Origin of the sequence: Klebsiella sp. JN_Kp126, assembly GCF_033843325.1 — a bacterium.
Taxonomy (GTDB): Bacteria; Pseudomonadota; Gammaproteobacteria; order Enterobacterales; family Enterobacteriaceae; genus Klebsiella; species Klebsiella michiganensis.
Genome location: NZ_JAWXQV010000056.1, coordinates 122,526 through 146,804 on the forward strand (window position 1 = coordinate 122,526; position 24,279 = coordinate 146,804).

Here is a 24,279-nt window from a genome sequence, read left to right on the forward strand (position 1 = left end):
ACGACAAATAATGGCCTGGAGGCTACCTTGTTAAACGATCTTAAACTTTCACTGCAATACATTCTGCCTAAACTGTGGCTCACCCGCCTCGCAGGCTGGGGTGCACGCAAACGAGCAGGCTGGCTGACAAAACTGGTCATCGATCTGTTCGTGAAATATTACAAGGTCGATATGAAAGAGGCGCAAAAGCCTGACACCGCCAGCTACCGTACCTTTAACGACTTCTTCGTTCGCCCGCTGCGCGACGACGTCCGTCCGCTAAACACCGACCCGAGCGTGCTGGTAATGCCCGCCGACGGCGTCATCAGCCAACTGGGTGCCATTGAAGACGACAAAATTTTGCAGGCTAAAGGCCATAACTACAGCCTGGAAGCGCTGCTGGCCGGTAACTACCAGATGGCTGACCTGTTCCGTAACGGTAGCTTCGTTACCACCTATCTTTCGCCGCGCGATTACCACCGCGTGCATATGCCGTGCAACGGTATTCTGCGCGAAATGATCTACGTGCCGGGGGATCTGTTTTCCGTAAACCATCTGACCGCGCAAAACGTGCCGAATCTTTTTGCCCGCAACGAGCGCGTCATCTGCCTGTTCGATACTGAGTTTGGCCCTATGGTGCAAATCCTCGTCGGCGCCACCATCGTCGGCAGCATCGAAACCGTGTGGTCCGGTACCGTCACGCCGCCGCGCGAAGGCATCATTAAGCGCTGGACCTGGCCTGCTGGCGATAGCGAAGGCTCCGTCGCCCTGCTGAAAGGCCAGGAGATGGGCCGCTTTAAGCTGGGCTCCACGGTGATTAACCTGTTTGCTCCGGGCCAGGTGAAGCTGGTTGAGCAGTTACAAAGCCTGTCGGTGACCAAAATAGGCCAGCCGCTGGCGATCGCGCCTGAAGCCACAGCGCCGGTAGAGCCCGCGCCGCTGGCGGAAGAAGAAGTCCGCGCTGAACACGCCGCCAGCCCGCTGGTTGACGATAAACAAGACGAAGGTTAATTCCTGAAAAAAGGTTACGCCGTGCGCCTGATATACACTTTCCTGTTGGCCTGGTGCCTCAGTTTTGGGGCGTACGCAGCGACAGCCCCGGATGCTAAACAGATAGCCCAGGAGCTGGAACAGGCGAAGGCGGCAAAGCCCGCCCAGCCTGAAACCGTTGAAGTCCTGCAATCTGCCCTGAACGCCCTTGAGGAGCGAAATGCTTCCCTTGAGCGCGCCCGTCAGTACCAGGACGTTATCGATAACTTCCCCAAACTGTCGCAAAACCTGCGCGCGCAGCTCAATAATCTCAGCGATGAGCCGCGCCAGGTCTCCACTACCCTCTCCTCCGATGCCCTGAACCAGGAGATTCTCCAGGTCAGCAGCCAGCTGCTGGAAGCCAGTCGTAAAGCTCAGCAGGAGCAGGATCGCGCCCGCGACATCGCCGACTCCCTCAACCAGCTGCCGCAGCAGCAGAGCGATGCCCGCCGCCAGCTGAATGACGTTGAACGCCGGGTCGGCGCGCAAAGCAGCAATACCCCGCTGGCACAGGCGCAAAATCTTGGTCTGCAGGCGGAGTCCGCGCGGCTGAAAGCGCTGGTCGATGAGCTGGATCTGGCGCAGCTTTCCGCCAATAACCGCCAGGAGCTCTCACGGTTGCGATCCGAGCTGGCGCAGAAAGAGAGCGAGCAGCTCGACGCCTGGCTACAGGCGCTGAGAAATCAGCTCAATAACCAACGGCAGCGCGAGGCGGAGAAAGCGCTGGAAAGCACCGAACTGCTGGCGGAAAACAGCGAAAATCTGCCGCCGGATATCGTGGCGCAGTTTAAAGTTAACCGCGAGCTGTCGCAGGCGCTCAACCAGCAGGCGCAGCGGATGGATTTGATCGCCTCGCAGCAGCGCCAGGCGACCAATCAGACCCTCCAGGTGCGTCAGGCGTTAAACACCCTGCGCGAGCAGTCCCAGTGGCTGGGCTCTTCCAATCTGCTTGGCGAAGCCCTGCGCGCGCAGGTGGCGCGGCTGCCGGAAATCCCGCGGCCGCAGCAGTTGGATACCGAAATGGCGCAGCTGCGCGTGCAGCGTTTACGCTATGAAGATCAGCTCGGCAAACAGCCGCAGCTAAGACAAATTCGTCAGGCCAGCGGTGAACCGCTCACCGCGGAACAGAACCGTATTCTGCAGGCCCAGATGCGCACGCAGACCGAGCTGCTCAACTCCCTGCTGCGCGGCGGCGATACGCTTATGCTCGAACTGACCAAGCTGAAGGTCGCCAACGGTCAGCTAGAGGATGCGCTTAAAGAGATCAACGAAGCGACCCACCGCTATCTGTTCTGGACCTCCGACGTCAGCCCAATCGGCTTCTCATGGCCGCTGGAGATCGTTCAGGACCTACGCCGTCTGATCTCGCTCGATACCATGAGCCAGCTCGGCAAAGCCAGCATGATGATGCTGACCAGCAAAGAGACCCTGCTGCCGCTCTTCGTCGCGCTCATTCTGGTGGGGTTCAGTATTAGCTCACGCCGCCATTTCACCAGCTTCCTTGAGCGCTCCAGCGCGCGCGTCGGTAAGGTGACGCAGGATCACTTCTGGCTCACGCTGCGCACGGTGTTCTGGTCAATACTGGTGGCCTCGCCGCTGCCGGTACTGTGGATGACGCTGGGCTATGGCCTGCAGGCCGCCTGGCCTTTCCCGCTGGCGGTCGCCATTGGCGATAGCGTTACCGCTACGGTGCCGCTGCTGTGGGTGGTGATGATTTGCGCCACGTTCGCCCGCCCTAACGGCCTGTTTATCGCCCACTTTGGCTGGCCGCGCAGCCGCGTCAGCAAAGCGATGCGCTACTACCTGATGAGCATCGGGCTGATCGTGCCGCTGATTATGGCGCTGATTACTTTCGATAACCTCAACGATCGCGAGTTCTCCGCCTCGCTGGGCCGCCTCTGCTTTATGCTGATTTGCGGCGCGCTGGCGATGGTGACCCTGAGCCTGAAACGCGCCGGCATTCCGCTGTATCTCGACAAAGAAGGCAGCGGCGACAATATGCTGAACCGGCTGCTGTGGAATATGCTGCTCGGCGCGCCGCTGATAGCGATGCTGGCGGCGGCGATCGGCTATCTCGCCACGTCGCAGGCGCTGCTCGCCAGGCTTGAAACCTCGGTCGCCATCTGGTTCCTGCTGCTGGTGGTTTATCACATCATACGCCGCTGGATGCTGATCCAGCGGCGGCGCCTGGCGTTCGATCGCGCGAAGCACCGTCGGGCGGAGATCCTCGCCCAGCGCGCCCGCGGCGAAGAGGAAGTCCAGCATACCAGCAGCCCGGAAGGTTCGATGGAAGCTGAGGTCAGCGAGGTCGATCTTGATGCCATCAGTACCCAGTCGTTGCGTCTGGTGCGCTCCCTGCTGATGCTGATCGCGCTGGTGTCGGTTATCGTGCTGTGGTCAGAAATCCACTCCGCGTTTGGCTTCCTGGAGAATATCTCGCTGTGGGACGTCACCTCCACGGTACAGGGCGTTGAGAGCCTGGAGCCGATTACCCTCGGCGCGGTGCTGATAGCCATCCTGGTGCTGATTATTACTACCCAGCTGGTGCGCAACCTGCCCGCGCTGCTGGAGCTGGCTATCCTCCAGCATCTGGAACTGACGCCGGGCACCGGCTACGCCATCACCACCATCACTAAGTATCTGCTGATGCTGATCGGCGGTCTGGTCGGCTTCTCGATGATTGGGATTGAGTGGTCCAAGCTGCAGTGGCTTATTGCCGCGCTCGGTGTGGGTCTCGGTTTTGGCCTGCAGGAGATCTTCGCCAACTTTATCTCGGGCCTGATTATCCTGTTTGAGAAACCGATCCGCATTGGCGATACGGTCACCATTCGCGATCTCACCGGTAGCGTGACGCGCATTAATACCCGCGCCACCACCATCAGCGACTGGGACCGTAAAGAGATTATCGTACCGAACAAGGCGTTCATCACCGAACAGTTCATCAACTGGTCGCTGTCGGATTCCGTGACCCGCGTGGTGCTAACGGTGCCTGCTCCGGTAGATGCCGATACCGAAGAGGTGGCGCAGATCCTGTTAAATGCCGCGCACCGCTGTTCGTTGGTTATCGATACCCCGGCGCCGGAAGCGTTCCTCGTTGATCTGCAGCAGGGGATCCAGATTTTCGAGCTGCGTATCTACGCCGCCGAAATGGGTCACCGGATGCCGCTGCGCCACGAGATGCACCAGCTGATTCTGGCCGGATTCCGCGAGCACGGTATCGATATGCCGTTCCCGCCGTTCCAGATGCGCCTGGAGAGCATCGATGGCAGAAAAAGCAGCAGGGCGCTGACCTCGGCAGGGAAAACCAGCCGCGCGCCCGGCAGCCTGTAAGAACGGCCTTGCCTGAACGCAGGCAAGGCCAGCGTTTTAGCTCTCCTGAACCATCAGCTGCACCGCCGTACGCCGGCGGTAATTCTCATAGATCCCCAGCGCCAGCAGCGAAAAGAAAGCCGGTCCGCCGACCATCCACAGCGCGCTGCTCCAGTCACCCGCTTCCATCACCGGCTCAATCACGGTAAAGATGTTGGCAAATGCCACCACCAGTACCACAACGGCGGTCGCCAGCAGCGTCGAGCCGCGGTGTTTAAAAATCACAAAGGGGCGATCGAGATCCTGCTTCGCCTTAAAAAAAGGAAATGCCAGCGTTAAAAACAGATACGGCAGCGTCATAGAGACATTCGCCATCAGCGTCAGTTTGTTATAAAACGCCGACGCGGTATCGCCCCCAAAGGAAACCAGCAGAATAAACACGCTCACCAGCAGGCACTGCCACCACATGGCGTTCGCCGGCATACCGTTAGCGTTAATTCGCGTCATTGCTGAAGGCCAGAGCGCTTTTGGCGTGCCCTGAATAATCGCCTTTAACGGCGAGTAGCTCAGGGTAAAGAAAGCGCCGGTATAAGCGAGGAACATGGCGAGTCCGGTGATTCTGGCAAACCATAATCCGCTCAGGGCGGCGACGGCGGGCGGCAGATGCATCGCATTAGCCAGGGTGGCGCCAAGGCGGGTCATCAGCACGTAGGTGATATTACCGAGGTTCGTGGAAGGGTTGCTCAATACCTGCTGCCAGTTGGCGCTCACGCCCCACAGAACAATCGCCAGCGAATAGCCAACAGAAATGACGACCGCCGCGATAACAATGCCTTTGGCAAAATTCTTTTCCGGCTGCTCGGTTTTATCCACCAGACCGCCAACCGCTTCGATTCCGCCGTAGGCAAAGATGGCAAAAACCACGAACGATAGCATCGCCAGACCGGACTGATAGCCTGGATTAGGCGAGGCCGTGAAATCCAGCGGTTGGGCAAAATGGCCGCCGTTGAGCAGTAAAATCACCAGGCTCACCAGCAGCAGGACCAGATTAAGGCCCATGACCGCGATCCCGCCGACGGCGGTAATTTTGGCGATTTTGTGCATGCCTTTTACCGCGACAAAGGTCACCAGCAGCATCCAGCACGCGGCAAGAATACCGACCGTTTGCGTGGAGGTCAGTCCGGCCAGCGCCCAGGATTGCGTTTTATCCGCGCCGAATAAGAATGTGGAAAACGGCACCCAAATTTTAGCCGCCGTGCTGACCATCCAGACCACATAGGATGAAAACCACATAAAGGCCCCCATAAACGCAAAGCGCGGGCCGACGCTATGATTCATCCATGAATAGATCCCGCCCTCCTCCTTACGATAGGCCGCTCCCATCTCCGCCATCATTAGCGCAAAAGGGATAAAGAAAAACAGAGCGGAGAAGAGATAAAACGGCATCGCGCTGTAGCCCATCAGGTAGAACGCTGAGGGGCTGTTTGCAAAACCAAATACCGAGGTGAAGATCATTAATATCAGCCCAATCAGGCTCATCTTCTTTATTTGCTGGTGCATAAATCTATCCAAACGCGGTATCGCGGCAGAGGATGCCGGATAACCCAAAAAAATGAGCGCGGATAGTAGCAAAAAACCAAACGGTTCTTGTGGGTATTAGGGCTAAAAGGCGGGCTTCCCTTCCATCATCGAAAGGGAAGCTGAGAGAGGATCAGGCGCGGTCGACGGTGAAAGAGAGAACCTCACCGATGCTTTCTGCCCCCAGGGCCAGCATCACGACGCGGTCAACGCCCAGCGCCACGCCGGAACAATCCGGCAGGCCGGCTTCGAGAGCGGCCAGCAGATGACGATCGATTGGCTGCTGCGGCAGGCCGCGAGCGGCGCGCTTGCGGTTATCCTGCTCAAAACGCTGCTGCTGTTCGCGCGCGTCGGTCAGCTCATGAAAACCGTTCGCCAGCTCAATGCCTTTGTAATAGACCTCAAAACGTTCCGCCACGCGGTGATCTTCGGTGCTGATTTGCGCCAGCGACGCCTGGCTTGCCGGGAAGTGATAAATAAACGTCGGACGATCTTTACCGATGTGCGGCTCGACGCCCATGGTAAAAAGTAGCTGAAGCAGCGTATCCCGGTCCTCTTCCGTATCGGCGATATTGCTCAGATCCAGCTTCGCCGCCGCTTCGCGCAGCTGCGTTTTATCCGCCGACAGCGGATCGATTTCCAGATGACGCTGGAAGGCTTGCTGATAGGAGAGGCTTTCGGCTGGCTGGCAGTCGAGGACCTGCTGGAGCAGATCGTCCACTTCATTGATCAGCCGGTACATGTCATAGCACGGACGATACCACTCCAGCATGGTGAATTCCGGGTTATGGTGGCGCCCCATCTCTTCATTGCGGAAGCTACGGCACAGCTGAAACACCGGGCCGCAGCCGGCTGCCAGCAGGCGCTTCATGTGATACTCCGGGCTGGTCATCAGGTACAGGTTCAGCCCCTGAGAATGACCAGGACCGACGAAACGCGTCTCAAACGGGACCATATGAATATCCGTCACCGTCGCCTGACTCATGCAGGGCGTCTCCACCTCCAGCACGCCGCGGTCGGTAAAGAAACGGCGAATTTCCGCCATGACCGCTGCACGTTTTAATAGATTTGGAATGGATGCGCTCGGCTGCCAGGTTGCCGTTTCGCTCATGGTACGTTCTCCGATTTGAAACAAGGGCACGAAGTCTACTCGTAACTGGCGGATGAAACAAATTTTGTGCGAATACGTAAACGCGTTACATACACTTAATTTATTGATAACCCAAAAACATAAAGCAATGAGATAAACGACCGCACAGAACGATAAAAAAATCGAACACGTCAATTTTCCCTCATAACCCTACGGCTATACTCCTTACCTATAAAGGAGCAGTGATACGTTTTCGCCAGCCCGGCGGCGAAATAAACAAAAACTGGAGGAATGTCGTGCAAACTTTTCAAGCCGATCTTGCCGTAATAGGCGCAGGCGGAGCAGGTCTTCGCGCCGCAATAGCCGCCGCGCAAGCTAATCCAAATGCAAAAATCGCTCTAATTTCAAAAGTCTATCCTATGCGCAGCCATACCGTTGCTGCTGAAGGGGGTTCCGCTGCCGTCGCGCAGGATCATGATAGCTTCGAGTACCATTTTCACGACACCGTTGCCGGCGGCGACTGGCTATGTGAGCAGGACGTCGTTGACTACTTCGTTCATCACTGCCCGACGGAAATGACCCAGCTCGAACAGTGGGGATGCCCGTGGAGCCGCCGCCCGGACGGCAGCGTCAACGTCCGGCGATTCGGCGGTATGAAGATCGAACGAACCTGGTTCGCTGCCGATAAAACCGGCTTTCATATGCTGCACACCCTGTTCCAGACCTCGCTTCAATTCCCGCAAATCCAACGCTTCGACGAACATTTTGTTCTGGATATTCTGGTCGATGATGGGCAGGCTCGCGGTCTGGTCGCGATGAATATGATGGAAGGTACGCTGGTGCAGATCCGCGCCAACGCGGTAGTCCTGGCTACCGGCGGCGCTGGACGCGTGTATCGCTACAATACCAACGGCGGTATCGTCACCGGCGACGGGATGGGTATGGCGCTCAGCCACGGCGTACCGCTGCGCGATATGGAGTTCGTGCAGTATCACCCCACCGGCCTGCCGGGCTCCGGTATTCTGATGACGGAAGGCTGCCGCGGCGAAGGCGGTATTCTGGTCAACAAGAACGGCTACCGCTACCTGCAGGATTACGGCATGGGTCCGGAAACCCCGCTGGGCGAACCGAAAAATAAATATATGGAGCTGGGTCCGCGCGATAAAGTCTCCCAGGCTTTCTGGCACGAATGGCGCAAGGGCAACACGATCCCTACGCCGCGAGGCGATGTGGTCTATCTCGATCTGCGCCATTTGGGTGAGAAAAAGCTGCTTGAACGTCTGCCGTTTATCTGTGAACTCTCGAAAGCCTACGTTGGCGTCGATCCGGTAAAAGAGCCGATTCCGGTGCGTCCAACCGCACACTACACCATGGGCGGGATCGAAACCGACCAGCAGTGTGAAACCCGTATCAAAGGGCTGTTTGCCGTTGGCGAGTGTTCTTCTGTGGGTCTGCACGGCGCCAACCGCCTTGGCTCCAACTCCCTGGCGGAGCTGGTGGTCTTTGGTCGTCTGGCCGGTGAGCAGGCCATGCAGCGCGCAACCGAAGCGGGCGAAGCCAATAGCGCCGCGCTGGACGCGCAGGTCGTCGATATCGAGAAGCGCCTGAAAGATCTGGTTAATCAGGAAGGTAACGAGAACTGGGCGAAGATTCGCGACGAAATGGGTCTGTCGATGGAAGAAGGCTGCGGCATCTACCGTACGCCGGAGCTCATGCAGAAAACGGTCGATAAGCTCGCCGAGCTGCAGGAGCGCTTCAAGCGCGTGCGGATCACCGACACGTCCAGCGTGTTCAATACCGACCTGCTGTACACCATCGAACTGGGCCATGGTCTGAACGTCGCCGAATGTATGGCGCATTCCGCCCTCGCGCGTAAAGAGTCCCGCGGCGCGCATCAGCGCCTGGATGAAGGCTGCACCGAGCGCGACGACGTCAACTTCCTCAAGCATACCCTCGCTTTCCGCGATGCCGATGGTCACACCAGTCTGGAGTACAGTGATGTGAAAATCACCACTCTGCCGCCGGCAAAACGCGTGTACGGTGCGGAAGCGGAAGCAGCCGAGAAGAAGGAGACGACGAATGGCTGAGATGAAAAACATGAAAGTCGAAGTGGTGCGCTACAACCCGGAAGTGGACATCGCACCGCACAGCGCTTTCTATGAAGTTCCCTATGATGAGCAAACCTCGCTGCTTGATGCGCTGGGCTATATCAAAGACAACCTCGCGCCGGACCTCAGCTACCGCTGGTCCTGCCGCATGGCGATTTGCGGTTCCTGCGGCATGATGGTGAACAAGGTGCCAAAACTGGCCTGCAAAACCTTCCTGCGCGAATACACCAAAGGCATTAAAGTCGAGGCGCTGGCTAACTTCCCGATTGAGCGCGATCTGGTGGTCGATATGACCCACTTTATTGAAAGCCTGGAAGCGATTAAGCCGTACATCATTGGCAACCCGCGCACGCCCGATCAGGGGCCTAACACCCAGACCCCGGCGCAAATGGCCAAGTACCACCAGTTCTCCGGCTGCATTAACTGCGGCCTGTGCTACGCGGCCTGCCCGCAGTTTGGTCTTAATCCGGAGTTTATCGGCCCGGCGGCGATCACCCTCGCCCATCGCTACAACGAAGACAGCCGCGACCACGGTAAAAAGGAACGTATGGCGCAGCTTAACGGCCAGAATGGCGTCTGGACATGTACTTTCGTGGGCTACTGCTCCGAAGTCTGCCCGAAACACGTCGACCCGGCGGCCGCGATCCAGCAGGGCAAGGTAGAAAGCTCGAAAGACTTTCTTATCGCCACCCTGAAACCACGCTAAGGAGTGCAGTATGACGACTAAACGCAAACCCTACGTGCGGCCGATGCCGTCCACCTGGTGGAAAAAGCTGCCGTTTTATCGCTTCTATATGCTGCGTGAGGGAACAGCGGTACCCACGGTCTGGTTCAGCATCGTGCTGATTTACGGATTGTTCGCACTGAAGCACGGCGCGGAGAGCTGGGCCGGGTATATCGGTTTTCTGCAAAATCCGATTGTCGTGATCCTGAACCTGATCACGCTTGCAGCCGCGCTGCTGCATACCAAAACCTGGTTTGAGCTGGCACCGAAAGCTGCCAATATTATCCTTAAAGGCGAGAAAATGGGGCCAGAGCCGGTTATTAAGGGGCTTTGGGTCGTCACTGCGGTCGTCACCGTGGTGATCCTGTTTGTCGCGCTGTTCTGGTAAGGAGGCTGGAATGATTAATCCCAAACCAAAACGTTCTGATGAACCGGTATTCTGGGGGCTGTTTGGCGCTGGCGGCATGTGGGGAGCGATTGTCGCCCCCGTTATCGTGCTGCTGGTGGGTATTATGCTGCCGCTCGGACTGGCGCCCGCGGACGCCTTCAGCTACGAACGCGTGCTGGCTTTCGCCCATAGCTTTATTGGCCGCGCATTCATTTTCCTGATGATTGTGCTGCCGCTATGGTGTGGACTTCACCGTATTCACCATGCGATGCATGATTTGAAAATTCACGTACCCAACGGTAAGTGGGTCTTCTACGGCCTCGCGGCGATTCTGACCGTCGTCGCTCTGGTCGGCATATTGTTCATCTAAAGCGCTCGCCGGAGGCCGCTTTTACCTCCTCGGCGATAAGCCCGGTAGCATTATGTTACCGGGCTCGCTTCTCAAGAAAATTCCGCCGCATTTTTCCTGCCTGAATCTACACTTAGCTTAAAACTGGCAAGGAAAACATTATGCGTCTGCTACCCGTTATTGCGGTTGTTGCCGCTTCATTTCTGCTTGTAGCCTGCAGCGCGCCGACGCCACCTCCTGGCGTAACCGTGGTCAGTCCGTTCAACCCTCAACGCTATCTTGGCACCTGGTATGAGATTGCCCGCTTCGATCACCATTTTGAGAGCGGTTTAGAAAAAGTTACCGCAACCTATAGCCTGCGCGACGATGGTGGGCTGGACGTGGTCAATAAGGGATACAACCCCGACCGGGGGATGTGGCAGAAGACCGACGGCGTGGCTTACTTTACCGGGGAGCCCACGCGAGCCGCGCTGAAAGTGTCGTTTTTCGGCCCCTTCTATGGCGGCTATAACGTGATTGCGCTGGACAAGGATTATCGCTACGCGCTGGTTTGCGGACCTGACCGGGATTATCTCTGGCTACTGGCGCGAGCGCCGAAAATCCCGCCAGAAGTGAAGCAGCAGATGCTGGATATCGCTACCCGGCAGGGATTCGACGTCAGCAAACTGCTGTGGGTCAATCAGCAGTATTAATGCGCGCTCATTTTCAGGCCAATGATACCAATCACAATACACGCCAGGCTGGCAATGCGCATCGGGCTGGCGGATTCGCCTAGCAGGATAATCCCCGTCACGGCTGCGCCGACCGCGCCAATTCCGGTCCAAACGGCGTAAGCCGTCCCCACGGGTAGCGTTTTCATCGCCCACGACAACAGCGCCATGCTGATGACCATGGCGGCAATCGTTATCACGCTTGGCACCAGGCGGCTAAACCCATGGGTATATTTCAGGCCGACAGCCCAGACGACTTCCAGCAGACCGGCGATAAACAGAATAAACCAGGACATATGGCTCCTTTGATGGGGCCGTCCCCAGATGTGAAACGCTTACAGGCCGTCCCGTAAGGTAGATGATATTCCGCAGGAATTATACACGACGTGGCAACGGTGAGGAAGAACGGTACGACCAACGGCCGTACCGCCATGGTCTATTGCTGAGCTTTGGTCGCGGCGCCCGAAATCGCGCTACCGCCTTCTGAAATATCCTGACCTACACCGCGCGTGGTGTTACATGCGGTCAGTACAGAGGAAAGTGCCAAAACCGTAAAGAACGCTGCAATCGCTTTTTTTACCATAATGTCATCCTTATTAACCAGTTTTAGTTATCGTGCTCTATAAGCATAGACAAACTGGTCCAGGATGAGGGAAGCGAGACGATTTTTAAGAGAAAAAGAAGTGAAGAAAGTGAATCAGATAGAGGGTGAGTATATGAATAAGAATTGCCTGATGAAATAAGATTAGCTGACCGCGTGAGAAATAGCATGACCCAGGCTCTGGATATCCTCGCCCACGCCGCGAGCCGTATTGCACCCGGCAAGCAGAGAACCGCTCAGCAATAACAGTAGCAACAGTTTCAGTGTAGGACTCATCTTCCTTGCCTGCGGTTTCAACCTGTAGAGGCGCAGCATGGCGCTGCGCCAACTCTTTCGCCGCCTGAATTACTTCACGCGGGAGACGTATTCGCCAGAGCGAGTATCGACTTTGATGACTTCGCCAATCTGTACGAACAGAGGAACTTTAACCACTGCGCCAGTGGACAGCGTTGCAGGCTTGCCGCCGGTACCCGCGGTATCGCCTTTCAGGCCTGGATCGGTTTCAACGATTTCCAGCTCAACAAAGTTTGGCGGGGTGACGGAAATAGGCTGACCGTTCCACAGGGTCACGATGCATTCAGCCTGATCCAGCAGCCATTTAGCGTTATCGCCAACGGCTTTAGCATCAGCGGCCAGCTGTTCGAAGGTAGAGTTGTTCATAAAGTGCCAGAACTCACCGTCGTTATACAGGTAAGTCAGGTTCATATCGACAACGTCCGCACCTTCAGCAGAATCGGTAGATTTGAAGGTTTTCTCAACGCGAGTACCGGTCAACAGGCGGCGCAGCTTAACGCGCGCGAAAGCCTGGCCTTTGCCGGGTTTAACGAATTCACTGGCTTCAACGGCATAAGGTTCGCCGTCCATCATGATTTTAAGACCGGCACGAAAATCGTTGCTATAGTAAGTCGCCATAAGGCCCTCTGAAATTTTGTTAATTGGTAGCTAAGCCACAAAATGGCGCATATTGTAACCCTAAATACCCCATCCAGAGAAGATTGGTTAACGCAACTTGCCGATGTTGTGACCAGTCCTGATGAACTGCTGCATCTTTTAAATGTAGACGCAGATGCGAATCTATTGGCAGGACGTGATGCTAAGCGCCTGTTCGCACTGCGTGTTCCGCGGGCGTTTATTGCCCGTATGGAGCCAGGCAATCCCAACGATCCTCTTCTACGTCAGGTACTTACCTCCCAGGAAGAGTTTATTAATGCCCCAGGATTCTCTACCGATCCGCTGGAAGAACAGCATAGCGTGGTACCCGGTCTGCTGCATAAATACAGCAACCGTGCGCTACTGCTGGTGAAAGGCGGCTGCGCGGTAAATTGTCGTTATTGCTTCCGTCGTCACTTCCCCTATGCTGAAAACCAGGGCAATAAGCGTAACTGGCAGCAGGCCCTGGAGTACATTTCGGCACATCCACAGCTGGATGAGATCATTTTTTCCGGCGGCGATCCGCTTATGGCCAAGGATCATGAACTCGACTGGCTATTGACGCAGCTGGAATCTATTCCGCACATCAAGCGCCTGCGTATTCACAGCCGGCTGCCCATTGTGATTCCTGCGCGTATAACTGATACGCTGGTTGCCCGTATTGCTGCATCATCGTTACAGGTACTGCTGGTAAACCACGTTAACCACGCCAACGAGATTGATGCGGCGTTTCGTGCGTCCATGAAAAAACTGCGTATGGCTGGCGTGACCTTATTGAATCAAAGCGTGCTGCTGCGCGGCGTAAATGATAACGCCAACACGCTTGCCGACCTGAGCAACGCGCTATTCGACGCCGGCGTCATGCCTTATTATCTGCACGTGTTAGACAAAGTGCAGGGAGCGGCGCATTTTATGGTCAGTGACGAAGAGGCCAGAGCGATCGTGCGCGAATTGCTGACGCAGGTGTCCGGCTATTTAGTACCAAAACTTGCGCGGGAAATCGGCGGGGAACCCAGCAAGACGCCCCTCGACTTGGGGTTAAAGCAGCAATAGTCAATCCGTCTGCCGGGCATGGCCAGGCAGACTGCCTATTTGCTATTACTCACTGGTATATAACTACTACTGCTTAATCATTTTCGTAAAACCAGTCGTTATCCTTTCTGAAAGAAAGTAAAAGCAAATATAAAAGCAAGCTGTAAACCCATTCATTAAAGCTACAAGAAAAGAGAAAGAATGTTTGCTGCGGTCATAACCAATAGCAGGGGTAAAATCCACTTGGGTAATTTGAACTCTGTTGCTTTATTGTCATTGAAATTTTTTTGCGCATCTTCCTGAATGGCTAAATTATGAGTCACATTGTTCTCAACCGGAGGCGAAGATGTGCTCGCGGTGATCTGCACATTTTCAGGGTTTTCTGGCTCTTTTTCGTCCGTTCGGAAGAATGACGCGATATTTGATCCTGCGGCGAGAACAAATCCCCGCTGCCTTACTGTGACAATAATATCTTGCGATAATCCTGCTTTCAGTAATGATTTTCTTAGCAAGGAAATGTTCTGATAGAACGTATTCTGAGAAACAACAATCCCTCTATTTTTCCACACTATATCCAGAAACTCCTCCCTGGATATAATCTTCCCGTTGCTTTCGAGCAAAAGTTGCAGGCAGCGTGCCGTTGGCACATTGAGGGTCACGCTGTCCCCATTCTCTCCTACAGGCTGTAGCTCATTCATATTTACATTAAAAATAACTTTATTATTAATGATATATTCATTGAATATCATAATCCCAATCCTCTCTCACCATTCCATATGAAACAAAGATGAATTAAATTCAAATTCACCTTTAGCAAACACAACACATCCCTTTTAGCCTGCCAGATTAGATAATTTCAAGGATAAATTCCCGCTCCTCCCAGAGCAAAGATAATATTATCATGATATTTGAACCAAATGGAAGACTGATTTACAACTATACGTTCCAGATACGCTCGTTATTATCTACGAAGTCTACTTGTGAATTTGCAACCTTCAATAAACAAGCTTTAAATTCAAGCAGAATTCACATGCATTTTATCTACCCTGCACTTAGATTTGTTACCGCTCCGGCACAATACGCGCTGATTTGTACAATAGTGGCGGCAGGAGAAAGATAACGATAGCGCTCAGGCAGCATAGCGGAATGCTAGTTATTACTATTCATACTAATTAACATCCACGCCATGACGCTATTCAGGACTTTAGTATCTCTATATGGATTAAATAAATGAAAAAAACAATTGTAGCTGTAATGGTCGCTGCTTCAGCAGTTCTGAGTGCCCAGGCTTTTGCGGCAGGGAACAGTTCTAACCTGACTATTCTGGGCAACGTAACCGACACCGGTGAATCCTGTAACGTAACGCCGTCCGCGATGATTTCAGGCGGATCTTTAACGCTGGATGATGTAAAAGCATCCGTGCTGGAGGCCCTGGCTGTCAACGCACCGTATATGTCTACAGCAAAAGATATTGAGTACAAAATCGAAGACTGCCAGAAAGGCGCTAAAGACTTTAGTGGCAATATCAACGTCACCGTAACAGGCGACTATATCAGCGGCCAGGATGACGTGCTGACCAACTCCGCGGCCAGCCCGGCGACTAACGCTGCGGTTACCGTGGTTAATACCGATGGAACTCGCGTAAGCTTCACCGGCACTACGCCTAAGGTTATTGCATATACTGCGGGTACGCCTTCTTATCTGCGTTATAAAGCCGCATACGTTAAAACCGCAAATGGCGTTACCGATGGTGCAGTTAAGGGTGTAGCAACCTTTACTATTAGCTACTAATAAGCATGCCGGGGTTTACCTGAGGTAAACCCCATTCTTATATTCAGGGAATGAATTATGCTGAAGTCATTATTAAGGCTAACTACACTTTATTTTATTACCATCAGCTTCGTAGCCCACAGCGGAGTCGTGGTGGATTCAACCCGTCATCTTTATAAAGAAGGCGCGCGAGAAATCAGCGCAAACATTGAAAATAAAGATGATACGCCATATCTTATTAAATCCTGGGTAGAAGCACCTGAAGGAACGAAAGACAGCTTTTTTATGGTGACGCCTCCACTTTTCCGTCTGGAGGGAAAGCAAACGAATACGGTGCGTGTTTTTCCTAATGCGTATATATCCAAAGCACCAAAGGATCGTGAAACCGTCTACTTCTTTAACGTTATGTCTATCCCGCCAACCAGCGATAGCGAAGCCGATAAAAACAAGCTGCAGCTCGCCGTTCGCCACAGAATGCGCCTCATCTATCGTCCACGCGCTATTCAGGATATGAATATTACTACTGAGGCCAAAAATCTGCAGTGGCGTAAGTCCGGTAATAAAATAACGTTAAAAAATCCGACCCCATTCTTTATTTATTTTAAAACAATAACAATAAACGGCAGGGATATTACTAGTTCAGTTAATAACATTGATGCTTTTTCCAGCAAAGAATTTACTTTGCCTGCAGGTATAAATGGTTCAGAGATCGTATGGAAGGTGGCTACGGATAATGGGGGCTCGGGCCCAGCTAACACCGCATCGATTTAAATTCTTTTTCATTGGCCAGGGTGAAAAGTATGTCTATTTCAATAAAAAAGATGGGAGGGGCGCTATCCGGAACCTACCACACATTTTTCGTTCTCGTTCCGGCGCTCGCTCTCGGTTTAAGCGCTAATGCCCTGGCACGTGATTTTTTTGATCCCGCTTTTATAAAATCAGTAAATCAGGGCGATCCATCCTCAATACCGGACCTGTCCCTGTATTCAACCAGGGATGCACAGGCACCAGGGGTGTACCGCATTGACGTTATTTTAAATAATAGTCTGCAAGAAACGGCCGATATTCGCTTTGTTGACAAAAAAGATCCGGCGACTGATGCCTTAAAACTCGCGCCATGTTTAAGCATTGCTAAATTAACCACCTATGGTTTACGTTCCGAAGCATTTCCAACATTAAAAGAGGATGCTAACGGCTGTGCTGATACGAGCGTCATCCCGGATTTCACCACCGATTTTAACTTTAATACTCAACAGCTGCTGATATCCATACCGCAGGCAGCCCTGTCGACGATAGCTCAGGGATTTGTTTCTCCCGATGAGTTTGATGACGGTATTAACGCCTTGCTGACCAACTATCAGTTTAGTTCGGGCAAAGACTATGAAGCGGACAATGAGTATTACAATCTTAACCTACAATCCGGCCTGAACATTGGGCCGTGGCGCCTGCGCAACCTTAGTACCTGGAATAAATCAGCAGGCACGAAGAGTGACTGGGATTCCGTCTATCTCTATGCGCAGCGAAGCATTGTGTCGTTGAAAAGCACCTTAGTCATGGGTGAAAGCACCTCTCTCTCCAGCATTTTTGACAGCGTGCCCTTCACGGGGATTCAGCTGGCAACCGATACGGACATGATTCCTGAAAGCCTGCGCGGCTTCGCACCTGTTGTTCGTGGTATTGCCAGGACCAACGCTCGCATCGTCATTAAACAGAATGGCTATCAAATCTACCAGGCCTTTGTCGCTCCGGGCGCTTTCGAAATCACCGATCTCTACTCGACCGGCGGCAACGGTGACCTTTACGTCACCGTCGAGGAGTCCGATGGTTCCCGACAGAACTTCGTCGTGCCTTACGCCTCTCTGCCATTAATGCTCAGAGAAGGCCAGATGGAGTATGAGATCACGAGCGGTAAATATCGCCCATATGACGGCAATATAGATGAAAAGCCGTTTACGCAGGCTACGATCGGCTACGGTGTCTTAAGCAACACCACTTTCTATACCGGTTTGCAGGCGGCATCCAACTATCAGGCGCTCGCTTTCGGGGCCGGGCAAAACCTTGGCGATATTGGCGCGGTTTCCGCAGACGTCACGACAGCCTGGTCCCACAAGAAAGATGAAGATAAAACGTCCGGCCAATCCTGGCGTATCCGCTATGGTAAAAATATTCTTGAGACCGGCACCAATATTACCGTAGCCGGCTACCGCTATTCGACCTCCGGGTACAATACGCTAAGCGATGTGATGAACACCTATAGCAACAGATACGGCGGCTATACTCCACGCTCTCTGCGTAACAGAACCAATATTACCGTCAGCCAAAGCCTGGGGGCCGGGTTAGGTAGCCTTTCTGTATCCGGTATATTCGAGGATTACTGGGACAGCAAGCGCCACAATAACTCGCTGAATATTGGTTACAACGGCGGGTTCCGTCGCTTTAACTATTATGCCGGCTATAGCTATAGCCGCTACAGCTGGGGAAATAGTGGCTCCGGCCGTTATGTAGAAGATGACCATGTCGTTTCATTTAATATCTCTATTCCTTTAAGCGAGTGGTTGCCTAATGCTTATGCGACCTACAACGTCACCAACAGCAGCCCGGGCTCGACCGATCAGTATGTTTCTCTGAGCGGGGTGGCGCTGGAAAATCATAACCTCGACTGGAACGTACAGCAGGGCTACAGCAATCGGGAGGATGCCAGCGGCGGCGTCTACGGCAACTATCGTGGTTCAACGGGTTCAGTTAACGCCGGCTACAGTTATGCCAAACATAGCCAGTTGATTAACTATGGTCTGAGCGGCGGCGTATTAATGCATGCCGACGGTATTACCCTGGGTCAGGAAATGTCTGAAACCGCCGTATTGGTTAAAGCACCCGGGCTGAAAAATGTACGCCTGGAAAACGACGCGACTATCGAAACGGACTCCCGCGGCTACGCGATTATTCCGTACGTTACGCCATACCATCGGACCAACGTAACCTTAGATAGCACGACTCTGGGGAATAATATGGAATTGCCAAATACGACGCAAAAAGTCGTGCCTACCCGTGCAGCCGTGGTACGGGCGAACTTCGCGGGTAATATTGGCCGCCGCGCATTCCTTATCCTTAAGAGAGCATCAGGCGAAAACGTGCCGTATGGCGCAACGGTAACGTCAACTACCGATAAAAATGCCCAGGCCAGTATCGTGTCTGATGGTGGGATGGTCTACATGTCCGGTCTAAAAGATAACGGTGAAGTCTATGCCCAGTGGGGTTCAAAGACTGGCCAGCGGTGTAAAGCGGCTTATAGTCTGGCTACGGAAATCGAAGGCATCGCGCAGACGACTGCGGTTTGCCACCAACAGGGAAAGTAATACTATGAAATGTCTTTTTTTTATTATTAGTTTACTCAGCATAAGCTTACAGGCGGTGGCTACCTGCTCATATAGTAAAACGGGTGGCGGTGCGATTACCGTTAGTTTTAACGGTTCTGTCATCGCGGATTCCACATTACCTAACGGTAGCATATTAGCGTCGGCAAGACGTGGAAGTGTAAATCCCAAAACATTTTCATCGTGTAGTTCCAGCGATGTTTATGTCGTCAGAACCGTACCTGTCGTAAGCCCATCTAATATTACTAAAATTGGTGGAAAAATAGTTTATGAGACAGGTATCCCCGGTATTGGGTTTCAGATTTCTGATATTACCTTACCATCAGTTAACTATTTTTCCCCTGCAGAAATAGATCAGCCAGAAATAGCCAGCAATCATTATTTTTCTAAAGCGTCTGGACAGGTCATGGTCTGGTTAGTGAAAACCGGCCCCATAACGAAACAAAAGGGAAACAAAACGGCGGTTTATTTTATGGCTGGCCCGCCAAATCAGACCAACACGGGTGCATCGAATACCGCTGAATTATTCAGAATCAATGTGGATTTGACTAACATTACTTTTAAGGAAAGTACCTGCGAAATCTCGCCGCGCAATGGGAGTATCGTAAAACTATCAACCATTGATATTTCTGATTTAAATTCCGTAGCAGTCGGCAGTGCCGCAGGCAAGTCCAAAAATATCACCCTCGATATTAACTGCCCGGATTCAGAAATCAACAAAAAATATGTTTACTGGTTTAGCCCTATATCTGTAGCATCGACGAGCGTAAATGGACTATTACTAAATTCATTACCAGACGGCGCTCAAAACATAGGTATTATTCTTAAGAGAAATGGTTCTGCGATAAAATTTAACGATCTGAGTGCTTACCCCTTCGTCAGTGCTAAGAGTCAGGATCTAACGCTCACTGCTGACTATTTTAAAATCGCTAAAAATGTCTCTACAGGCATCACTGGGGAGATAAAAACAGATTTAGAGGTCATCCTCCAGGAGGAATAATTTTCCGATAAGCAAGGATATAAGCATATACCATCAAGTTTTACATAGACTTAATGATGAATAAAAGCAAAAACGTTATAAATCCAAAATTATTCGAGTGGTGAGTGCGAGAATACCTGGCAGTTTACTGCATTAAGTGGCTGGGATGAGCGCACTCAGCCAACGCTCATGCAGCCTGAAGCATGGCGGTTATAAATACCTATCGTTATCAATCCGTTCTCTCACACACAATCACGCCATCAATATTAATTCACTAAAGCTGATACATGAACCGCTAAAAATTCACTAATCAATCATTAACACAGACATTGAAAAATAACAGACACATATTAGAATCAGCCTCGAAATACCACCTTGCGCATTCGTGTATTTCGTTTTCTAAAACATGTCAAAATAGATTTTGACTTGTTGTTGTTTTCTTAAAGCACTCATATATTAAAGGAATATATAATGAAACAACTCACTGTATTTGAAATGGAAGAGATTTCTGGTGGCTACTGCTGGGACTTCTCATCGATTACTGGCGCCTTAACCAGCATTGTTTTTAATAGCGCAGAAGCTATCGGGGCATCCATTTTAGGTGCCACTGCAGGCGCACTTGCCGGTTCTGCTATGGGCGGCATCTTTGGCGGCAACGGTGGCGGCATTTTGGGTATCGGGTCAATTGGCCAGGCGGTGGGGATGATTTACGGTCTGTGCGTTGGCGGCGTTGGTGGCGCTATTGCTGGTGCCATGGTTGGCTGGGATATCACTCTCGATAAATGTATCGAGATGTTTGATGGATTTGTTGATGGTACGCTAGCCTACTGGTAAGAAAGTTTTCAGACCATAACTTTATGAAGGCTCTGACGAGCCTTCTTTTATCTTAATTCTCTATCTCAAAGCTGATAACAATGTTAAAAAATATCTATCGCAAGGAAGCGATTGAGTACAAAAAAATTCACTGGAAAGGGAAAGCATTATTGTTAGCAGGCATCCCGGCGTGGTTGGTCACCTTGTTAGCATCACTTTTTCTTCTTGCTCTTGTATTGTCTCTCATATTTTGTACCTTCACTCAGCGCATTGATGTGCGTGGCGAAGTCATTACGCTCCCCCACTCTGTGAACGTCTTCGCGCCACAGCAAGGTTTTGTTGTTAATCAGCACGTAAAAGTGGGTGATATCGTAAATAAAGGCCAACCGCTTTATGAGCTTGACGTTTCGCGTAATACCATCAATGGGAATGTGAGCGCAGCCCAAATTGAAGTGATTAATGAAAAAATCGCCAATGCGGAAGATATTATAAGCAAACTGACGCGCAATAAAGCTGAAACATTAACCGCCCTTGATAAACAGATTAAAACTACTAGCGCCTCATTGGCTGAAACTAATCGCATGCTGGCGACGACTCAGGTAGGCTTAAACAAAATGCATACCAACTTATCCAGCTATGATAAATACCTCAAGGATGGTCTGATCACTAAAGACCAGTATAACTATCAGCATTCTTTATATTTTCAACAGCAAAGTGCCTATCAATCTCTGGTTACCCAAAAAATGCAGCTGGAATCTCAGCTCACGCAAACCAATAGCGATAAAATAACCAAAGCAGCAGACTTTGATAATCAGATCTCCAGCCAGCACAATCAAATCAATGATTACAAAAATCAGCTGGTAGAATCCAACGCGAATGGTAATCTCATTATTAAAGCAACGACTAATGGAAAGATTGAGTCGCTGGCCGTGACAAAGGGGCAGATGGTTGAGAACGGCAGCAGCCTCGCACAGATCAAACCCACAGGGGATATTGAGTATTATCTCATCCTATGGTTACCCAATAATACTATCCCTTATGTGAAGCCAGGCGACACGATTAATATTCGCTATGATGCTTTTCCTGCGGATAAATTTGGACAATTTCCAGGAAAGGTTATTTCTATCTCCTCGGTTCCAGCATCACGCCAGGAGATGGCTGAATATACCAACGTTAATAACGGCACTAGCCAGCAGGAGTTGGCGCTCTATAAAGCCATTATAAAAATTAAAGACAAGACTTTTAACTACAACGGAAAAACGCTCACGCTCTCTAACGGCCTGAAGGCTCAGGCGGTAGTTTTTCTTGAAGAACGTCCGCTTTATATGTGGATGTTTACCCCTTTCTATAAGATGACGCAAAGCGTGAGTGGCCCGATCGATGCATAAAGAACTGTTTAAAACGATTACCGATAAGCTAAATTTTTCGCTCCGCCATAAAACGCCGGTGATATTACAGTCGGAGGCTGCCGAATGCGGTATCGCCTGTCTGGCGATGGTTTGCGGCTTCTACGGGCTCAATATCGACCTGTTCAACTTCCGCCATCGCTACGGCAGTCCTTCTCAGGGCGTTACGCTCATGTCGTTGAGCAAAACGGCGGAACATGCCGGGTTGAAAAGCCGCGCGCTATCCCTCGACCTGGATGAAATCAAGCAGCTAAAGCTGCCCTGCGTCATCCACTGGGGTTTGAATCATTACGTGGTGCTCACTAAAGTGCGTAAAAGCAGCTTTATTGTTCACGACCCGGCGCTGGGTAAACGGGTTATTGGCATCCAGGAAATGTCCAATAACTTTACCGGCGTTGCGCTGGAGCTATGGCCGGACCAAAACTTTCAGCAGGAACAGGCGAAATCTCGTCTACGCCTGCTGGACCTGATGCGTAATATTGTTGGGCTGAAATCCGTTCTGCTCAAGATCTTTGCTTTTTCGGTAGTGGTTGAGGCTATCGGTCTGTTGTTACCCATCGGCACGCAGCTGGTAACCGACCACGTTATCATGGCGCACGATCAGAGCCTGCTTTCGGTTATCTGTATTGGCCTGGTTTTCTTCACGCTCTTCCGTACATTTATTAGTATGCTGCGGGCCTGGATCTCATTAACGTTAAATACGCTGACCAATATTCAGTGGAAGACAACGCTGTTCGATCATCTGGCGAGCCTGCCGTTATCCTTTTTTGAGAAGCGCCATCTGGGCGATATTCAGTCTCGTTTCTCCTCGCTGGATACTATCCGCTCAACCTTCACCAATAGTATTGTTACCGGCATTATCGATTCGATTATGACCGTTGGCCTGCTGATTATGCTAACGCTTTATGGCGGCTGGCTGGTTTGGGTCGTGGTGGGCTTTACTTTATGCTACGTCATCATGCGTTTTGCGACCTACAGCTTCTACCGCCGCGTTGCCGAAGAGCAGGTTATCAAGGGCGCCCGTTCCAGCTCGCACTTTATGGAGTCGCTCTACGGTATTTCAACCATTAAGGCGTTGAACTTAAAAGAACGCCGTTCGCAGCACTGGTTAAATATCAACATCGACGCCTGTAATGCCGGCATCAAACAGACTCGGTTCGATATGATGTTTGGCGGTATTAATACCTTTATTACTTCTATCGACCAGGTTGCGGTTCTCTGGCTGGGGGCAATTATGGTTATTGATAACAATATGACCCTTGGCATGTTTATGGCCTTTAATGCCTATCGCGGTCAGTTCTCGCAGCGCGCCTCAAGTTTGATCGATCTGATTATGCAGCTGCGTATGCTGTCGTTACATAATGAGCGTCTTTCAGAGATCGTCTTTAGCGAGCCGGAAAAAGAACTGCCTTCACGACGCGTTTTTGCAGAAAACACGGGCGTTAAACTGGAAGTGAAGAATCTCAGCTACCAGTACGATCCGTTCTCGCAGCCTATTTTTTCTAATTTAAATATTACCGTTGAACCGGGCGAATCCATCGCGCTGGTCGGCCCTTCCGGCGTCGGTAAAACCACGCTACTGAAAGTCATGTGCGGCCTGCTGTCCCCAACCAGCGGCGATGTGATAGCGGATAACCTCGATATTCAGAAAATCGGCATTAACAACTTCCGTCATGGAACGGCCTGCGTTCTGCAGGAAGACAGACTCTTTTCGGGTTCCCTGATCGATAATATCAGCGGCTTTGAAGATAACGCCGATATGGACTTTATCGTTGAATGCGCACGAAGATGTAATATCCATGATGAAATCATGAAAATGCCGATGGGGTACGAAACCATTGTCGGCGAGCTCGGTTTAGGCATCTCTGGCGGGCAAAAGCAGCGGCTCTTAATCGCTCGCGCCCTCTATCGAAAACCCAGCATTCTGTTTATGGATGAAGCCACCAGTCATCTCGATCTTAAAAACGAGTCGGTGATTAACCAGTCTATCTCTGGGCTAAGCATTACCCGAATCATCGTCGCCCATCGGCCATCCACCATTGCCTCGGCCGATCGCATCATTGATTTATCACAGCTACGCACGCTGGCACCAGCGTAACCCTCAGGAAAA

The 24,279-nt window shown here is 51.9% G+C and carries 22 protein-coding genes; 15 read left to right on the plus strand and 7 right to left on the minus strand.

From position 1 onward, the window contains the following. Nucleotides 1-27: 27 nt before the first annotated feature. On the plus strand, nt 28-990 hold the full coding sequence (asd, locus tag SIK97_RS12410) for an archaetidylserine decarboxylase (protein ID WP_032747612.1): 963 nt from the start codon (nt 28-30) through the stop codon (nt 988-990). A gap of 21 nt (nt 991-1,011) precedes the next feature. Beyond that, nucleotides 1,012-4,338: a miniconductance mechanosensitive channel MscM gene (mscM, locus tag SIK97_RS12415; protein WP_047724789.1), complete on the plus strand. Its 3,327-nt coding sequence runs from the start codon at nt 1,012-1,014 to the stop codon at nt 4,336-4,338. A gap of 36 nt (nt 4,339-4,374) precedes the next feature. Here the strand turns inward: mscM and yjeM are convergent, their stop codons facing one another. Beyond that, on the minus strand, nt 4,375-5,877 hold the full coding sequence (yjeM, locus tag SIK97_RS12420) for a glutamate/gamma-aminobutyrate family transporter YjeM (RefSeq protein WP_032695146.1): 1,503 nt from the start codon (nt 5,875-5,877) through the stop codon (nt 4,375-4,377). 151 nt (nt 5,878-6,028) lie between these two features. Beyond that, entirely contained in the window at nt 6,029-7,006 is a 978-nt protein-coding gene (epmA, locus tag SIK97_RS12425; RefSeq protein WP_004097943.1) for an elongation factor P--(R)-beta-lysine ligase, read from the minus strand. A 275-nt stretch (nt 7,007-7,281) separates the two neighbouring features. Here epmA and frdA point away from each other — a divergent pair, with 275 nt between their 5' ends. From frdA to SIK97_RS12450, 5 genes are all read left to right on the plus strand, one after another. After that, nucleotides 7,282-9,072: a fumarate reductase (quinol) flavoprotein subunit gene (frdA, locus tag SIK97_RS12430; protein ID WP_025107641.1), complete on the plus strand. Its 1,791-nt coding sequence runs from the start codon at nt 7,282-7,284 to the stop codon at nt 9,070-9,072. Beyond that, on the plus strand, nt 9,065-9,799 hold the full coding sequence (locus SIK97_RS12435) for a succinate dehydrogenase/fumarate reductase iron-sulfur subunit (RefSeq protein ID WP_004097940.1): 735 nt from the start codon (nt 9,065-9,067) through the stop codon (nt 9,797-9,799). The genes frdA and SIK97_RS12435 overlap by 8 nt, the downstream gene beginning before the upstream one ends. Nucleotides 9,800-9,809: 10 nt before the next feature. Next, nucleotides 9,810-10,205 (plus strand): fumarate reductase subunit FrdC, encoded by a 396-nt coding sequence (gene frdC, locus SIK97_RS12440; RefSeq protein WP_004097939.1) that lies wholly within the window; start codon nt 9,810-9,812, stop codon nt 10,203-10,205. A 10-nt stretch (nt 10,206-10,215) separates the two neighbouring features. Beyond that, complete coding sequence (gene frdD, locus SIK97_RS12445; RefSeq protein WP_319610935.1) at nt 10,216-10,575, plus strand: fumarate reductase subunit FrdD; 360 nt, start codon at nt 10,216-10,218, stop codon at nt 10,573-10,575. Nucleotides 10,576-10,715: 140 nt separating this feature from the next. Continuing rightward, entirely contained in the window at nt 10,716-11,246 is a 531-nt protein-coding gene (locus SIK97_RS12450) for a lipocalin family protein (protein WP_032747606.1), read from the plus strand. Here the strand turns inward: SIK97_RS12450 and sugE are convergent. From sugE to efp, 4 genes are all read right to left on the minus strand, one after another. Beyond that, complete coding sequence (gene sugE, locus SIK97_RS12455; RefSeq protein ID WP_014227609.1) at nt 11,243-11,560, minus strand: quaternary ammonium compound efflux SMR transporter SugE; 318 nt, start codon at nt 11,558-11,560, stop codon at nt 11,243-11,245. The genes SIK97_RS12450 and sugE overlap by 4 nt on opposite strands. A 140-nt stretch (nt 11,561-11,700) precedes the next feature. After that, nucleotides 11,701-11,847, minus strand: coding sequence for a lipoprotein toxin entericidin B (gene ecnB, locus SIK97_RS12460; protein WP_004097935.1), 147 nt, complete (start codon nt 11,845-11,847; stop codon nt 11,701-11,703). A 162-nt stretch (nt 11,848-12,009) separates the two neighbouring features. Next, nucleotides 12,010-12,141, minus strand: a complete 132-nt coding sequence (locus tag SIK97_RS12465) for an entericidin A/B family lipoprotein (protein ID WP_025107643.1) — start codon at nt 12,139-12,141, stop codon at nt 12,010-12,012. Nucleotides 12,142-12,210: 69 nt separating this feature from the next. Next, nucleotides 12,211-12,777 (minus strand): elongation factor P, encoded by a 567-nt coding sequence (efp, locus tag SIK97_RS12470; protein ID WP_004097931.1) that lies wholly within the window; start codon nt 12,775-12,777, stop codon nt 12,211-12,213. Between the two features lie 42 nt (nt 12,778-12,819). On the opposite strand from efp, the gene epmB reads away from it, so the two are divergent. Further along, complete coding sequence (gene epmB / locus SIK97_RS12475) at nt 12,820-13,848, plus strand: EF-P beta-lysylation protein EpmB (RefSeq protein ID WP_032747602.1); 1,029 nt, start codon at nt 12,820-12,822, stop codon at nt 13,846-13,848. A 161-nt stretch (nt 13,849-14,009) separates the two neighbouring features. Here epmB and SIK97_RS12480 read toward each other — a convergent pair whose 3' ends face one another. Further along, nucleotides 14,010-14,576 carry a winged helix-turn-helix domain-containing protein gene (locus tag SIK97_RS12480; protein WP_057172994.1) on the minus strand — a complete coding sequence of 189 codons (567 nt, stop codon included), beginning with the start codon at nt 14,574-14,576 and terminating at the stop codon, nt 14,010-14,012. A 481-nt stretch (nt 14,577-15,057) separates the two neighbouring features. On the opposite strand from SIK97_RS12480, the gene SIK97_RS12485 reads away from it, so the two are divergent. The 7 genes from SIK97_RS12485 (at nt 15,058) to SIK97_RS12515 (ending at nt 24,267) form a co-directional block, all read left to right on the plus strand. Further along, nucleotides 15,058-15,618 (plus strand): fimbrial protein, encoded by a 561-nt coding sequence (locus SIK97_RS12485; protein WP_025107645.1) that lies wholly within the window; start codon nt 15,058-15,060, stop codon nt 15,616-15,618. A 57-nt stretch (nt 15,619-15,675) separates the two neighbouring features. After that, nucleotides 15,676-16,368: a molecular chaperone gene (locus SIK97_RS12490; protein WP_049101206.1), complete on the plus strand. Its 693-nt coding sequence runs from the start codon at nt 15,676-15,678 to the stop codon at nt 16,366-16,368. A 29-nt stretch (nt 16,369-16,397) separates the two neighbouring features. Next, on the plus strand, nt 16,398-18,953 hold the full coding sequence (locus SIK97_RS12495) for a fimbria/pilus outer membrane usher protein (protein WP_077259909.1): 2,556 nt from the start codon (nt 16,398-16,400) through the stop codon (nt 18,951-18,953). 4 nt (nt 18,954-18,957) lie between these two features. Next, on the plus strand, nt 18,958-19,971 hold the full coding sequence (locus SIK97_RS12500; protein ID WP_049101207.1) for a fimbrial protein: 1,014 nt from the start codon (nt 18,958-18,960) through the stop codon (nt 19,969-19,971). Between the two features lie 450 nt (nt 19,972-20,421). Further along, complete coding sequence (locus SIK97_RS12505; protein ID WP_032747592.1) at nt 20,422-20,784, plus strand: hypothetical protein; 363 nt, start codon at nt 20,422-20,424, stop codon at nt 20,782-20,784. Between the two features lie 80 nt (nt 20,785-20,864). Further along, on the plus strand, nt 20,865-22,151 hold the full coding sequence (locus tag SIK97_RS12510; RefSeq protein WP_049079221.1) for an HlyD family secretion protein: 1,287 nt from the start codon (nt 20,865-20,867) through the stop codon (nt 22,149-22,151). Continuing rightward, nucleotides 22,144-24,267 carry a peptidase domain-containing ABC transporter gene (locus tag SIK97_RS12515; RefSeq protein WP_004097913.1) on the plus strand — a complete coding sequence of 708 codons (2,124 nt, stop codon included), beginning with the start codon at nt 22,144-22,146 and terminating at the stop codon, nt 24,265-24,267. Before SIK97_RS12510 ends, SIK97_RS12515 begins: the two co-directional genes overlap by 8 nt. Nucleotides 24,268-24,279: the final 12 nt, after the last annotated feature.